Below are 13,395 nucleotides of genomic sequence, written 5' to 3'. Positions count from 1 at the left end.
TGGTGTTCGATGTCTTCGCGCGGAACTGCACTTCTCGCGAGACGATGGAACACGTCACCGGCAAGTGGGGGACGCTCGCGCTCGTGGCTCTGCTGGACGGCACGACCAGGTTCAACGCACTGCGCAGGCGGGTCGACGGGATCAGCGAGAAGATGCTGAGCCAGACGCTACAGTCGCTGGACCGCGACGGTCTGGTCCTGCGTGAGGCCAGGCCCACGATTCCCCCACACGTGGAGTACAGCCTCACGCCGGTCGGCCGGGAGGTCGCCGGCAAGCTCCTGGCGCTGATCGAGTTGCTGGAGTCCCGCATGCCCGACGTGATGACGGCACGCGCGGAGTACGACACCCGTTGACCAACTCCCTACCCTTGTGAGGCGTGAGCGGTAGACGAGCGAGAACCGAGTACGCCCGTGGCGTGCGCGGTCTGCTGCTCGCCGTCTCGTCGGCCGCGCTGGCGGTCGCGGCGCACGGGCTCGCCGGCGGCGCGGTCGCCGACTCCGGGTTCGCCGTCGGCCTCGCCATGTTGCTCTCCTGGGGCGGCACGTCGCTCGCGCGTCGGGGCGGCACCCTCGGACCCGTCGCCGTTCTCGGCGTCACCCAGCTGTGCCAGCACGTGCTTCTCTCCGAGCTGGCCAGCGGGCACGGCAAGGCGCCGGCCGCGTTCGACGGCTGGACCATGTTCGGCACCCACGCGACGGCCACCGTGCTCACCGCGTTCCTCCTGACGAGGGCCGGCGCCGCGCTCACCGCGACCGGTGCCGCGCTCGCCTGGCTGCTCGGCCGGCTGCGCACACTCGTCGCCGGCCCGGTCCCACCGCGGCGGCTCGCCGCCGGGACCTCGCTGCCCGCGCGTCCCGGGCCGCTGCTCGAGGTCCTCCTCCGGCAGGTCTGCGCACGTCGCGGGCCGCCGGTCCACTCCTGAGAAACCCCCACCGGCCGGGCGCGTGGCGCCTGGTCGTCCCCCATCTACTCAGGAGTAGAGCGAAACATGTCCATCAAGCGCTTCATCGGGCGCGCCGGTGTCGTGACCGTCGCCGCCGGTGTGGCCACCATGCTCAGCACCGGGCTCGCCTTCGCGCACGTCACCGCGAACGTGATCGGCGAGACGGCCGCGAAGGGTGGCTACTCGAAGATCACCTTCCGGGTGCCGAACGAGGACGAGACGGCCGGCACCGTCAAGCTGGAGGTCAAGTTCCCCGCGGAGCACCCGCTCGCCGGCGCGCGGACCAAGCCGATGCCGGGCTGGACCGGCCAGGTCAACAAGGTCACGCTCGACAAGCCGGTGAAGATCAACAACGCCGAGGTCAAGGAGGCCGTCAGCTCGGTCGTCTGGACCGCGGCGCCGGGCACCCGGATCGGCCCCGGTGAGTTCCAGGAGTTCGAGCTGTCCGTCGGCCCGCTGCCCGACAACACCGACGAGCTGGTCATGCCGGCGATCCAGACCTACGACAACGGCGAGGTCGTGGCCTGGGACCAGCCGGTGGAGGAGGGCAAGGAGGAGCCGGAGCACCCCGCACCGGAGATCGTCCTGGCGGCGGCCGGTTCCGACGACCACCACCACGGTGGCGGCACGGCGACGGCCGAGACGGAGAACGCGGCTATGGAGTCCGGCGACTCGGCGGCGGCCAGCACCACCGACGACACCGCCCGCTGGCTCGGCGGCATCGGCCTCGTGCTCGGCGCCCTCGGCGTCGGCTTCGGGGTCGGCGCGACCGTGCGGTCCCGGCGCCCTGCGACGGCGAAGCAGGGCGGCGACAAGTCATGAGGAAGCTGCTTGCCGTCCTGGCGCTGACCGGGTTGGGGCTGTTCGCCCTGGCCGGAACGGCGTCCGCGCACAACTCGCTCGTCAGCAGCAACCCCGCGGAGAACGCGTCGGTGGCTGCCGGCCCCGGCTCGGTCGAGCTCACGTTCGACCAGCCGGTGCAGGAGGGCAAGGGGCTCAACACCGTCGCCGTCACCGGTCCCGACGGCAAGCAGTGGCAGGGCGGGCCGGCACGGGTCGACAGCAACGTCGTCTCCGCGCCGGTCCGTGAGCTCGGCCCGAAGGGCGTCTACACCATCGGCTACCGGATCGTGTCGGCCGACGGGCACCCCGTGTCCGGACAGGTGACGTTCACGCTCACCGAGGCCGGCAACGGGACCCCCGCGCCGGCCGACGCCAACGTGGGGTCGGTGCCGGGCACGACGAGCGGCGACGACAGCGGCCTGCCCATCTGGGTCTGGCTCGTCGGCGCGGCCGTGCTGCTCGGCGCGGGACTGTTCGTGGCGCTGCGGATCGGCGGCAAGCAGGAGTGACCCAGTACCGGACCACCGCGCTCAACCGGCTACCCCTGGTGGGCGCCGCGGTCGTGACCGCACTGGCGGCCGTCGTGATCGGCCTCGTGCTCACGCCCGTTGCGGTCATCCCGGGGGTGCCGTCGCCGGACGCGGTGGTCCGGTACGGGTTGCCGGTGGCGCGGGTGCTGTTCGACCTGTCCGCCGCGGCGACCGTCGGGTTGAACCTGCTGCCGTTCCTGGTCGGGTTGACCAGGCCCAAGTCCGCGGAGCAGGTGCTGGCCGGCGCCCGCCGGGCGGCCGCGTTCAGCGCGCTGGCGCTCGCGGTGTGCGCGGTGCTGGCGCTGGTGCTACAGACCGCGGAGGTGCATCCCGGACCGAGCGAGGTCATCTCGGCCGGTTCGGTGGTGGACTACGTCGTGACGGTCAGCGCCGGCAAGGCGCTGGTGTTCGTCGCGGCCGTCGCGCTCGTCTCGTTCGTGCTGTCGATCTGGGCCGTGCGGTCCGGCGACGCGGTGCCGGCCGAGCTGCGGGCCGCGGTGGCGCTGTTCGCGTTGCTGCCGCTGCCGGTCACCGGCCACGCCACGGACTGGCGCTGGCAGGACTACGCGATGATCTCGATGGAGCTGCACGTCGTCGGCGCGGCCGTGTGGACGGGCGGGCTGGGCGCGGTCGTGATCGTGCTGGCCGCGAACCGGACGCTGCTGGCCACCGCGCTGCCGAGGTTCTCGATGCTCGCCACCGTGTGCCTCGGCCTGGTCGCGGCGACCGGGGTGTTCAACGCCGTGGTCGAGCTGGGGTCGGTACCCGGCCGGGGCCTGTTCGACGTCCTGTTCGGCAGCGGCTACGGCACGCTCGTCATCCTCAAGCTGGTGTGCTTCGGGGTGCTCGCCGGGCTGGGCGGCAACATCCGGTGGCGGCTGCTGCCCGGCATCGTGCGCCACCAGCGGACCGCGCTCGTCGGCTGGGCGAGTTTCGAGCTGGCCGTCATGGGCGCGGCCTTCGGGTTCGCGGTGGTGCTGACCCGCACGCCGGTCGGCTAGGCCCGCCCGGCCGGTCGGCTGAGCGGTACAACCCACCCCGCCGAACGTGTCCTACGGAGGCGGGCCGGATTTGGTTGCAGCACTTTTTCGATTCAGTCCTCAGTTCGCCCGAACTGAACGGCAAGCGGTGAACGAGTGACCGTTCGTCGGTTCGGCGCAGATGTGCGGGCTGTCACAGGGTTCGTTTACAAGCCGGAAACCGGACAACGGCGAGTGGTCAGTCCTGCTCGGTGAACTGCGTGTACGACAGCGGCGACCGGCGCCGGATGCGGGACAGGCGCCGCATGGTCAGGTTGCCCCGCCGCTCGAGCTCGCGCCGGGTGATCCAGCCCGCCGCGTGGTGCCGGTAGGCCTGGGACAGCAGCACCAGCTCGGCGAGGAAGTCCGCGGCCCGCACCCTGCTGCCACCCTCGGGCAGGCGAGCGACGAGCGGCAGTTGGTTCTCGACGACCTGGTCGAGAACGCGTGCCGAGTCGAGCGCGCGTCGCGCGCTCCTGGACTGCCTGATCACCCTAGCCACCAGCTAAGACCTCGTTCGTGGAGCGGACAGAGGCTAGTTCGACTGAGCGTAGCGCGATTCCCGTAAACAGCTACCCTTCTCGGTCATCCGAAAGTATGAAAGTTCCGAGAACCGGCCACGACGTGCGAATTTAGCCATGCAAGCACATTTGAGTGTCGATTTCTGGCAACGCAGCGTTACGGGCAGTAGCCCGATCGGGTTACGTATAACGCGCCCAGCGAGCCGACGTGTTACCTGAACGGACATCGGCCATGCGGCGGAACAGCTCCGCCCGCACCTCCGGCCGGCTGCCGATGATCGGCAGGACGCTCGTGATGAGCTTCAGCTCCCGCACGGCCCGCAGCACCGAGAAGCCCGACCAGCGGGTCACGTCCATGCCGTAGGTCCGGCACAGCTCGCGGTACCGGCCGGCGGGCTCGCCGAACCGCACCACACCGACGGCCAGCGGCGTCAGGTCCCACTCCGGCGGGCCGTAGCTCGACGAGTCGAAGTCGCAGAGCACCGGGCCGGCCGGGCTGGGGATGAGGTTGCCGAGGTGGGCGTCGCCGTGCACCAGCGACGGCGCGGACGGGAACTGCAGCCGGGACAGCTGGTCGGCCACGTCGTCGTAGCGGTCCCGGAGAAACGCCAGGTCGGCGTCGTCGAGGCCGGTGGCCTCACCGATCCGCGCCCGCACGTCGTCGAGCGGCCGCCAGGTCGGCAGCCAGCGCGCGGGCTGGGGCAGGTCGTGGATGCGGCGCAGGAGTTTGCCCAGGTCACGACCGCGAGGCCGCTTACCGCCGGCCGCCACGGCCTCCCAGACCGTGGCGACGTAACCGTCGTACTGGACCGGCTGCGGCGCGCCGGACCACAGGCGGACGGCCGGCACGTCGTGCTCGGCCAGCCAGGTGGCGACGTGGACGACCTTCTCGACCCGGTGCCGCAGGGCCGTCGAGGCGCCGATGCGGACCACCAGAGGCGCGCCGGCCAGGCGAAACACTGCGTTGGCCGTGCACTTGATGAGTGTGGCGCCCGCCGGGTCGAGCCCGGCGACCGCACACACACCCACCAGCGCCTCGGTGAGACGCTCACCCGAGAACGGACCCTGGGCCGTGTCCGACGGAGCCCCCGAGGTCGGTAACACGGTCACGACAGCCTCGTCAGACCGCTTGGTTGGACTCGTTGAACGTGCCGATGAGGTCCGCCAGGTCGCGGGCGTCCGCGAAGTTGCGGCGCTTGTCCGCCTCCTCGCGCAGTGGCTCCAGCCGGTCCCGCACGCGCTTCGACTTGAGGTGCTGGGCCAGGTCGACGGCCTGCACACCCACCTTGGCGCCGTGGTCGATGTCGCCGTCGAGCAGGTGGTTGGTGGCCAGCGAGGACAGGTTGAACGCCTTGTTGCGCGCGACCTCGTCCCCGTAGGAGTCGATCGCCCTGGTCAGGGCCGGGATCGCGTACTTCGTGTGGCGCGCGTCGACCTTCTGCGCGAGCACCGTGTGCACGGTGCCGATCATCGAGTAGACGTCGTCCTCGTTGAAGAACTTGACCCAGTCCGCGGCCTCGCCGTGGTTGGAGCGGGCGAACTCGTCACGGGTGCGGCCGATGAGCTTCATCGTCTGCTCCTCGTGGCCCATCATCGCGTAGGCCCAGGCCTGGTTCGCGCAGATGACCGCGACGGCCAGCTCCGAACCGGACTGCTGCGCGGCGATCTGGCCAAGCTGGAACATCTTCAGCGCGTCGTCCGGGGCCTCTTTGTGCAGGTAGACCCGGCCCATGCGGTACAGGATGTTCGCGACCAGCTCGTCCGACTCCCCCGCCTTGGCCAGCTCCAGCGCACGGCCGAAGTGGTTGCGCGCGGAGTCGATCAGACCGACGTCGAACGACGTCCAACCGGCAAGGTTGTGCAGGTCGGCCAGTGCGATGTGGAGTCTCTTCTTGACGACGTCCGTGCCCGACGAGCTGAGCATCTGCTGCCCCCACGACAGCTGCGCAACCACGGCGTCACGGCAGAAGCCGCCCCCGTACTGGTAGTCCAGCGAGCGAAGCGCTCGCGTCGCGGCCTCCACCTGCCGGACATCGGTCATCCCGATCCGGCCCGGCGCCGGTGTCAACACCGGGTTGGACACCCACGATCCCGAGTCCGCGCCGAGTACATGCGCACCGACCGCGACAGCGGCCGCGTGCGCAAGGAACTTCCGACGCTTCACGTTCTCCGGCTCCTCAGCCTCCGGGACCTCATCCGACTTGGCCACCCTGGCGGCCGTGACTTCGTCGTATGCGAGGCCCATGTATCCCCTGGGGACACCCAGGCCGTCGGCGATCCTCAACAGGACGTCGTAGGCCATGACCTGACGACCCTTGAGGATCTCCGACACCTCGGACTGTGACTGGCCGGTCATCGCCGCGATCTGACGTTGGGACACGCCCTTACGCCTGAGCAGCTTGTAGATCGTGCTGACCTCACGCTGCGCGAGCGCACTCCGCATCTCTGGGTCTTCCCACGCCTCCGATGTAACAGAAGAGCTACCCGACCCGATGGAGTTCATTCCGCCCCCTCACAGTCCGCTGGGCGTCAGGCGAAGACTAAGCGCACTTCACAAGCCTCTAAAAGTCCAGATCGCCGAACCTGATCGGTCCTGCCGAACTTTGGTGACCGTTCACCGTAGACCGGCCGCCGATCGGCGCTCTCGAGCACCAATCTGTGTCTCAACACACCAATGTAGTTGGTTGTAAGCGTACGAGCACGGAGGGAAGCCGAGACTGTGGAACTCGTCAGCACGGCGCCACCGGGCCCTGTAACTGAGGACGCGGAGCAGCGCCGCGAGTTGCATGGTTCTTCCCTCGGAAGACAGGTCTGGCGCATCAACTGCGGTGACGTGGTCAACCGGGAACGATGCCTCACTGTGCTCGTCGAACGTAATCGGGTGGTCCTTGTCGGGCCGCCGGGCGAAACCGCGGTGCTGAACGCAGGCCAGTTGGGCCAGCTTCGGGTCGCGCTTCGTGAGGCCGCCGAGCAGGCGGAAAGGTAGCGGTGACGTTTCGATGGACGAGATCCTCGGACAGGTGCTCCGCAACGCGGTCTGGGAGCGGCTCGACATGCTCGCCGAACTCGCCAACCGCGCGGACGCACCGTCCCTGCTGTCCGTGGCGCGTTCCGAGCTTCCCAGGCTGACGGAGGGCTGGCGGGCGATGCTCGCGGCCCACGAGCCGGACGAGAAGGGAAACTGCCCCGCGTGCTCGTCGCGGTGGCGGCAGCAGAAGGCGCCTTGCTCTGTGTGGCAGGCCGCCTACGAGCACCTGGTTGCCGGCGGACTCGCGCCGACGACGCAGCCCGCCCGTCACACGGCCCGCACCCGCGTGACGCACACCGGCCGGTTGGCCACGGGCACCAGGTAGGAAACCGGCAGTTCCTCGCCCGCCGCGACCCCGCGCGGTGTGTGGCCGGAGGAACAGCCACTGGGACCGGCGGTCCGAGGTCGTACGCACCCCCGAGCGCTACGAAGCAAGACCGCCGGCACCAGCTGAACCGCCAGCACAACCGAAGACTCCGCGAACCGGTGTTGTTGTACTCCCCTCCCCCGACCAGCATCGGTTCGCGGCTCCACTCGCGACGGGCGACCCATGTCTGCGGACTGCGCAGACCGGGTCGCTCGTCTCCGTTCTGGGGGGCCGAGCCCCCCAAACCCCCCACGGTGCGTTTGGTGGCGGACCCAGCGTGTTCGGTTCCTGCCGGCTTTCGCCTTTCGGCTTTCGGCTTCGCCTTCCGCCTTCGCCTTTCGGCCTTCCTTGTTGTGGCGCCGCTGCTCTTCGCTTCCATGGTCCGGACCGGACTATGTGGACGGTTGGTCAGGTGGGGCGGGGGTTGACATGCAATTCGTCTCACATCGGGTGGTTTCGTATACAGAATCTAGTGGTAGGACCGGACCAGGCCAGGCAGGATGGAGGTAGTGCATCCCCGGTAGGAGAACATGTGGCAACCCAGGTTCCGTTGCGAAAGCAACCAGTGCAGCAGCGCAGCGCCAAACGCGTCGAGCAGATGCTCGAGGCATGCGCCGCGCTCATCGACGAGCTGGGCTACGACGGCGTCACGACAACGTTGATCGCCGAGCGTGCCGGGGTCGCCGTCGGGTCGCTGTACCAGTTCTTCCCCGACAAGCGGGCCGTCGTGCAAGCCCTCACCAAGCGCCATCTCGACCACTTCACGAAGGAGATCGAGGAGCGGCTCGACTGGTCGCACCTCGAGAACTGGTGGGAGGGCGTCGACAAGATCATCGACATCTACGTCGAGATGTACCGGGAGGTCCCGGGCTTCAGCCGGGTTCGCTTCGGTGACGTCATCGACCTGCGGTTCATCGAGGACGGCCGGGACAACAACACGGTCATCACCGAGCAGATCGCCCAGGTCATCGCCGGCAAGAACGACATCCCGGTCGAGACGCTGTACAGACAGATCACGGTGGCGTGCGACATCGGCGACGCCATCCTCGCGCTCGCGTTCCGGCGCAAGTTGTTCGCCGAGGAGGACATGATCGCCGAGGCCAAGCGCGTGGTCAGGGACTACCTGGCCGGCCAGCTCGTGTACCAGAAGCAGGACTAGTGTCCCGCGCCGGAAATCAGGCAACTAATTCGGCGGCCCAGCTTCCTGCTGGCGGCGTTGCCGGTTCGCCCAGGTACGACCCAGTACGAGGGCGAACCGGCGTCTTGCCAGCAGAAACCTGGATCCACCGACTTAATCACCGCACTTCCGGCGCGGGACACTAGGCGCTCAGCCGAAGCACTGCCCCTCGCCACGGTAGGTGGGCACGGTCTCGATCACCCGGTCGCCGCTCAGCACCTGGTACTCGGTGAACCGCTCGGCCAGCTCACCCGCCTTGGTGTGCCGCAGCCAAACGCGGTCGCCGACCCGGAGGTCCTTCGCCGCGCGGCCGTTCACGGGGGTCTGCACCTCGCCCGCGCCCTCGGTGCCGATCAGGGACAGGCCGGCCGGCAGGTACGGCGTCGGCGAGCGGTCCTTGCCGGCCGGGCCGGACGCGATGTAGCCGCCGGAGAACAGCGTGGCGGTCCGCCTGCGTGGCTTGCGGACCACCGGCAGCGCGAACAGGACCGCCGGGGCCGGGTGGAACCGCTGGTAGTTGTCGAACAGCGTGGGCCCGACGAGACCGGAGCCGGCCGCGACCTCCGTGACCGACCCGTCGACGCCGGTGGTCTCGATGCTGCCGGTGCCGCCGCCGTTGACGAACTCCAGCTCGGCGAGCCTGCCGACCTCCGCGACGGCCGCGGCACGCCGAGCGGCGAGCTCGTGCGCCGAGTGACCTTGCATCCAGCGCAGCACCGCGCCGAGCAGGGGTTTGCCGGCCGGATGGTCGCCGAGACCGGCGATCTGGCCCTCGTAACCCATCAGCCCGACCAGCCGAAAGCCCGCCCGGTCGCGGATGGTCGTGGCCAGCGAGCCGGCCTGTCCAGGGGTGAACACCGGTGAGCGGCGCGTGCCGACGTGCGCGATGTCCCGGCCGAGCACCGGCCGCCACGACACGTCCAGCTCCAGGCACACCCGGATGTCCGGGTGGTCGGCGCCGAGCGCGGCGTCTACCACGTCCAAATGAGCTACCGAGTCGACCATGATCGTGACGAGCCCGCGAGCGTGGTCGTCGGCCGCGAGCCGGCGCAGCGCCGTGTGGTCGACGGTCGGGTAGGCCACGAGGATGTCGACCCGTGCCAGGTCGGTGCCCGCCCACTGGCGGGCCAGCCACAGCGCCTCCGGCAGCGAGTACGCCATCACGCCGGCGAAGCCGTCCCTGCGCAGCACCCGCTCGATCAGGTACCGGCAGCGGACCGACTTGCTGGCGACCCGGATCGGCCGGCCCGCCGCCCGCCGCACGAGGTCGTCCGCGTTCCGGTCGAACGCGTCGAGGTCCACGACGGCGAGCGGGGCTTCGACTTGCTTGGTGGCCGCGTCGAGGCGGGCACGCGCTGTTTCGTCTGGCACGTACCCAACCGTACGGCGTGATCAGCGCCTGATGACACCAGCCGAGCACCGTCGGCATCGGCGACCGTGCCGGACGGTTGTCGGGGTCGTCGGCGCCCCGGTCCCGCGCCCGTCGACCGTGCTGACACCTCGTGAGGCGACCTGCGAAGATCTGGGTCTGGCACGATTACTCGGGAGTAACCATGGCTGTGGAGACCGGAGCGACGACGTCGTGGCGGAACTGGGCCGGCACGGAGGCCGCCGTGGCGACCGAGGTCGTGCGACCACGCGACCTCGACGAGCTGTCGAAGGCCGTCGCGGGTGCGGAGCGGACCGTGCGGGCGCGGGGCAGCGGACACTCGTTCACCGCGGTGGGCGCGGCACACGACCGGGCGATCGACCTGTCCGGCTGGACCGGCGTCGTGGCCACGGACGGCGACCTGGTCACCGTGCGGTCCGGGACCACGCTGCACGCCCTGAACGCCGAGTTGGACCACCTCGGCCGGGCCATGACCAACCTCGGGGACATCGACGCGCAGACGATCGCCGGTGCCATCTCGACCGGCACGCACGGCACGGGCGCGGGGTTCGGCGGCATCTCGACTCAGGTCGCGGCGCTGGAGCTGGTCCTGGCGGACGGCTCGGTGGTGACGTGCACGCCGGACGAGCGCCCGGACCTGTTCGCGGCGGGCCGCGTCGGGCTCGGGGCGCTCGGCGTGATCTCGACGGTCACACTGCGGACCGAGCCGTCGTTCGTGCTGCACGCCGAGGAGCGGCCTGAGCCGGTGGACGACGTGCTGGGCGCACTCGACGACAATTGCCGCGACAACGACCACTTCGAGTTCTACTGGTTCCCGTACGGCCGCAACGCTCTGACCAAGCGAAACAACCGACTTCCGGCCGGTTCGGCACCCAAGCCGCTGTCCAGGACCCGGCAGTTCGTCGAGTACCAGCTGATGGAGAACGTGGCATTTGGCGCCGTTTGTCGCATGGGAAGAGCCGTTCGTCCGCTGGTGCGACCGCTCAACCGCTTGTCGTCCGCGGTGCTTTCAGCCCGGGCGTATTCCGACGTTTCACACCGGGTCTTCGTGACCAACCGGAACGTGCGGTTCGTGGAGTCGGAGTACGCGGTGCCCCGCGACTCGCTGCCCGAGGTGCTCGGTGAGCTGCGCGAACGCGTGCCGAGGCTGGCGGATCCGGTGATGTTCCCGGTCGAGATCCGGATGGCGGCGGCCGACGACATCTGGCTGTCCACGGCCTACGAGCGGGACTCGGCGTACGTCGCGATCCACCAGTTCGTCGGGATGCCGTACCAGGAGTACTTCGCCCTGTTCGAGTCCATCGCCGGCGCGGCGGGTGGCCGGCCGCACTGGGGGAAGATGCACTCGCTGGACGCCGCTGAGCTGCGGGAACGCTATCCGAGGTTCGACGACTTCACCGCGCTGCGGGCATCGGTCGACCCGGGCGGGAAGTTCCTGAACCCGTACCTCTCGCGGGTGCTGGGCGCCTAGAGCGCCTCGGCCACCGGGGTGTCGCCGCCGACCAGCTCGTAGACGTGCCCCGCGGTCTCCGGGTGGTCGAGGAGCGCCACGAGCACGGCGGCCACGTCGTCCCTGGTGACCACGCCACCGCCGACGTGCTCGGCGAGGGTGACCTTGCCGGTGCCCGGGTCGTCGGTCAGCAGGCCGGGCCGCAGGATGGTCCAGTCGAGGCCCTCCCGGGCCATGACGTCCTCGTCCGCGGCGGCCTTGGCACTCAGGTAGGCGGCGAAGACCGCGTCCACGTCCGGGTCGCCCGCCCGGTCCAGCCCCATGGCGCTGACCTGCACGAACCGGCTGACGCCGGCGTTCTCGGCCGCGTCGGCGAGGAGCACGGAGGCGCCCCGGTCGACGGTGTCCTTGCGGGTCGCCCCACTGCCCGCCCCCGCGCCGGCCGCGAACACGGCCGCGTCGGCCCCGTCCAGGGCGGCCCTGACGTCGTCGACGGCGGCGCTCTCGAGGTCGAGCACGAGGGCCGCACCGCCGGCCTCCTCGACGTCCTCGACGTGGTCGGGGTTACGCACGATGCCGACGACGGCGTCGTCCCGCTCGGCGAGCAGCCTGGTCAGCCGAAGGGCGATCTTGCCGTGTCCGCCCGCGATCACAACCTTCACGCGGCGGCGAGAATCTGCTCGTAGGCCAGCTCGTTCAGCCAGCGGTGCGTGCCGTCGACGTCGGCGGGCGCACGGTCGGGCCGGCCGGGCAGGTCCATGCGAACCTCGGGCCCCGGCGCCGCAGAGGCGATGGCGACCCCGTAGGCGCGCGCCCGGGGCAGGCAGTTCACCAGGTAGTCGTTCGTGATGACGACCGACATCGGCAGCACCATGGCGGCGTCGCAGTACCGCAGGAACGGCACGGCGTTGATGAGCCCGGTCCGCCAGTGACGCGCAACGGCGAGTGCACCCACGATGCGCACGGCGGGCGTGGGGACCCGGCCGGTGAACTCGGGCCAGACCCAGGTGGCCACTGTGGCCCGGTCGACCTCGGGCGCCTGGCCGAGGCAGATCCGCTCGGCGTGCGCGTCCGCCATGAGCTGGGCGACGAGACAGATCCGCCGCCCGAGCAGCTTCATCTCGGGAAGCACGATTCCCTGCCACCCGAGGTCACGAGCCGCGGAAGCCGCGAGCTCGCCGACTTTCGCGGGTAGCTCGACGGGGGGAACGAGCGGCGATGGCACCGCCGTCAGGTTGTCCGAAACCGCCGTACGTCCTGGTATGCCCGTCACGAACCCAGCCCTCTCCGGTACCGCCGCGACAACTGACGTGCCATCCCCTGCCAGGTGCGACGTTTTTCGTTACATGACTGGCCTACCAGCCCGAAGCCCAACAAACGCAGACGAAACCCACCCCCCTGCGACCGGCGGCACACACCTGTCGGTGACCGGTCGACGGGCGGCCACGAGACTTCGGCCCGACGATGCCGCCGTCTGGGTGAGTCCACCGCCGACCGGCCGGCCAACCCCCAACACAAAAACTTGCCCCCCGGCAACAATGTTTCCCCACCCCCACGACCCACCCAAAAAGTGACGAACCCAACAACCCAAGAAACACCCACCCACAAAGCAAGAAACCACCACCCCGAATCCCCCAACCCCAAACCCCTAGACGCTCGTAAAGTGACAAACCCAACCCAAACTCCTAACAAAAGCGAATAAATCTCACACCCCCAACCCCACCCACCCCACCCCGCAACCGGAGACAACTCCCCAGAACAGCCAACCCCCGCCCCCAGCAACCTCGCCACAGCAACCGACCCGTGACAACTCAAGGCCTGTTGTCCAACAACCGCGACAACGCGCCAGACATACCAAGCAGACAACCGCCAACGACAACACCTGGGCCAAGCCGCCCCCAACAAAGCACGGATTGCAAAGGCCAACAGCCCGCGACAGACAGGCATAGCCGAGACCGTCCAACCCGACGCAATTGCAAAGGCCACCCTCAAAGCCACCACGACCCAAAGAACAGCCACAAGACAGCAAGTACAAGGCCCACCAAGCGAGCGACGCGAAGGCGCCAGCGACCGAGCGACAAGCCAACACAAAGCCACAGCCAGAACAAAGAGGGAGCCGGGAGCCGG

General features: G+C 69.5%; 15 protein-coding genes. 9 read left to right on the top strand and 6 right to left on the bottom strand.

Features of this window, described 5'->3' with window-relative positions:
* Positions 1-44: 44 nt before the first annotated feature.
* The 5 genes from VET29_RS19195 (at position 45) to VET29_RS19175 (ending at position 3,317) form a co-directional block, all read left to right on the top strand.
* The gene (locus VET29_RS19195) at positions 45-353 is read left to right on the top strand and encodes a helix-turn-helix domain-containing protein (protein WP_324922263.1); all 309 of its coding nucleotides are present in this window, start codon (positions 45-47) and stop codon (positions 351-353) included.
* A 23-nt stretch (positions 354-376) separates the two neighbouring features.
* Positions 377-922 carry a hypothetical protein gene (locus tag VET29_RS19190; RefSeq protein ID WP_324922223.1) on the top strand — a complete coding sequence of 182 codons (546 nt, stop codon included), beginning with the start codon at positions 377-379 and terminating at the stop codon, positions 920-922.
* Positions 923-988: 66 nt separating this feature from the next.
* Positions 989-1,765, top strand: a complete 777-nt coding sequence (locus tag VET29_RS19185) for a YcnI family protein (RefSeq protein WP_324922221.1) — start codon at positions 989-991, stop codon at positions 1,763-1,765.
* Complete coding sequence (locus VET29_RS19180) at positions 1,762-2,295, top strand: copper resistance CopC family protein (RefSeq protein WP_324922219.1); 534 nt, start codon at positions 1,762-1,764, stop codon at positions 2,293-2,295. Before VET29_RS19185 ends, VET29_RS19180 begins: the two co-directional genes overlap by 4 nt.
* Positions 2,292-3,317 (top strand): copper resistance D family protein, encoded by a 1,026-nt coding sequence (locus VET29_RS19175; RefSeq protein WP_324922217.1) that lies wholly within the window; start codon positions 2,292-2,294, stop codon positions 3,315-3,317. The genes VET29_RS19180 and VET29_RS19175 overlap by 4 nt, the downstream gene beginning before the upstream one ends.
* Before the next feature lie 217 nt (positions 3,318-3,534).
* Here the strand turns inward: VET29_RS19175 and VET29_RS19170 are convergent, their stop codons facing one another.
* The 3 genes from VET29_RS19170 to VET29_RS19160 form a co-directional block, all read right to left on the bottom strand.
* The gene (locus VET29_RS19170) at positions 3,535-3,837 is read right to left on the bottom strand and encodes a hypothetical protein (RefSeq protein ID WP_324922215.1); all 303 of its coding nucleotides are present in this window, start codon (positions 3,835-3,837) and stop codon (positions 3,535-3,537) included.
* A 199-nt stretch (positions 3,838-4,036) separates the two neighbouring features.
* On the bottom strand, positions 4,037-4,966 hold the full coding sequence (locus tag VET29_RS19165) for an aminoglycoside phosphotransferase family protein (protein WP_324922213.1): 930 nt from the start codon (positions 4,964-4,966) through the stop codon (positions 4,037-4,039).
* 10 nt (positions 4,967-4,976) lie between these two features.
* Positions 4,977-6,359, bottom strand: coding sequence for a helix-turn-helix transcriptional regulator (locus tag VET29_RS19160; protein WP_324922211.1), 1,383 nt, complete (start codon positions 6,357-6,359; stop codon positions 4,977-4,979).
* A gap of 177 nt (positions 6,360-6,536) precedes the next feature.
* On the opposite strand from VET29_RS19160, the gene VET29_RS19155 reads away from it, so the two are divergent.
* The 3 genes from VET29_RS19155 to VET29_RS19145 all read left to right on the top strand — a co-directional run bounded on the left by VET29_RS19155 (position 6,537) and on the right by VET29_RS19145 (position 8,410).
* Positions 6,537-6,842 (top strand): hypothetical protein, encoded by a 306-nt coding sequence (locus VET29_RS19155; protein ID WP_324922209.1) that lies wholly within the window; start codon positions 6,537-6,539, stop codon positions 6,840-6,842.
* Between the two features lie 13 nt (positions 6,843-6,855).
* A complete protein-coding gene (locus VET29_RS19150) occupies positions 6,856-7,209 on the top strand; it encodes a hypothetical protein (RefSeq protein ID WP_324922207.1) in 354 nt (117 codons plus the stop codon).
* A 574-nt stretch (positions 7,210-7,783) separates the two neighbouring features.
* Positions 7,784-8,410 (top strand): TetR/AcrR family transcriptional regulator, encoded by a 627-nt coding sequence (locus tag VET29_RS19145; protein WP_324922204.1) that lies wholly within the window; start codon positions 7,784-7,786, stop codon positions 8,408-8,410.
* Positions 8,411-8,578: 168 nt separating this feature from the next.
* Here the strand turns inward: VET29_RS19145 and VET29_RS19140 are convergent, their stop codons facing one another.
* Entirely contained in the window at positions 8,579-9,799 is a 1,221-nt protein-coding gene (locus VET29_RS19140; RefSeq protein ID WP_324922202.1) for an amino acid deaminase/aldolase, read from the bottom strand.
* 182 nt (positions 9,800-9,981) lie between these two features.
* Between VET29_RS19140 and VET29_RS19135 the strand changes: the two genes are divergently transcribed.
* The gene (locus tag VET29_RS19135; protein WP_324922200.1) at positions 9,982-11,289 is read left to right on the top strand and encodes a D-arabinono-1,4-lactone oxidase; all 1,308 of its coding nucleotides are present in this window, start codon (positions 9,982-9,984) and stop codon (positions 11,287-11,289) included.
* Here VET29_RS19135 and VET29_RS19130 read toward each other — a convergent pair.
* Positions 11,286-11,930: an NAD(P)H-binding protein gene (locus VET29_RS19130; RefSeq protein ID WP_324922197.1), complete on the bottom strand. Its 645-nt coding sequence runs from the start codon at positions 11,928-11,930 to the stop codon at positions 11,286-11,288. The two genes, VET29_RS19135 and VET29_RS19130, sit on opposite strands and share 4 nt — an antisense overlap.
* The gene (locus VET29_RS19125) at positions 11,927-12,493 is read right to left on the bottom strand and encodes a hypothetical protein (RefSeq protein WP_414636534.1); all 567 of its coding nucleotides are present in this window, start codon (positions 12,491-12,493) and stop codon (positions 11,927-11,929) included. The genes VET29_RS19130 and VET29_RS19125 overlap by 4 nt, the downstream gene beginning before the upstream one ends.
* Positions 12,494-13,395 lie beyond the last annotated feature (902 nt).

This window comes from Actinophytocola sp., from assembly GCF_035634895.1.
Taxonomy (GTDB): Bacteria; Actinomycetota; Actinomycetes; order Mycobacteriales; family Pseudonocardiaceae; genus Actinophytocola.
Note: the sequence above shows the minus strand (reverse complement) of the source record. Positions and strands in the feature narration are given on the sequence as shown.

What these genes read in the sequence shown, in the direction of transcription:
- VET29_RS19180 (WP_324922219.1), top strand. Translation starts at nt 1,762, where the DNA reads ATGAGGAAGCTGCTTGCCGTCCTGGCGCTGACCGGGTTGGGGCTGTTC.
- VET29_RS19135 (WP_324922200.1), top strand. Translation starts at nt 9,982, where the DNA reads ATGGCTGTGGAGACCGGAGCGACGACGTCGTGGCGGAACTGGGCCGGC.
- VET29_RS19160 (WP_324922211.1), bottom strand. Translation starts at nt 6,359, where the DNA reads ATGAACTCCATCGGGTCGGGTAGCTCTTCTGTTACATCGGAGGCGTGG.
- VET29_RS19185 (WP_324922221.1), top strand. Translation starts at nt 989, where the DNA reads ATGTCCATCAAGCGCTTCATCGGGCGCGCCGGTGTCGTGACCGTCGCC.
- VET29_RS19150 (WP_324922207.1), top strand. Translation starts at nt 6,856, where the DNA reads ATGGACGAGATCCTCGGACAGGTGCTCCGCAACGCGGTCTGGGAGCGG.
- VET29_RS19195 (WP_324922263.1), top strand. Translation starts at nt 45, where the DNA reads ATGGAACACGTCACCGGCAAGTGGGGGACGCTCGCGCTCGTGGCTCTG.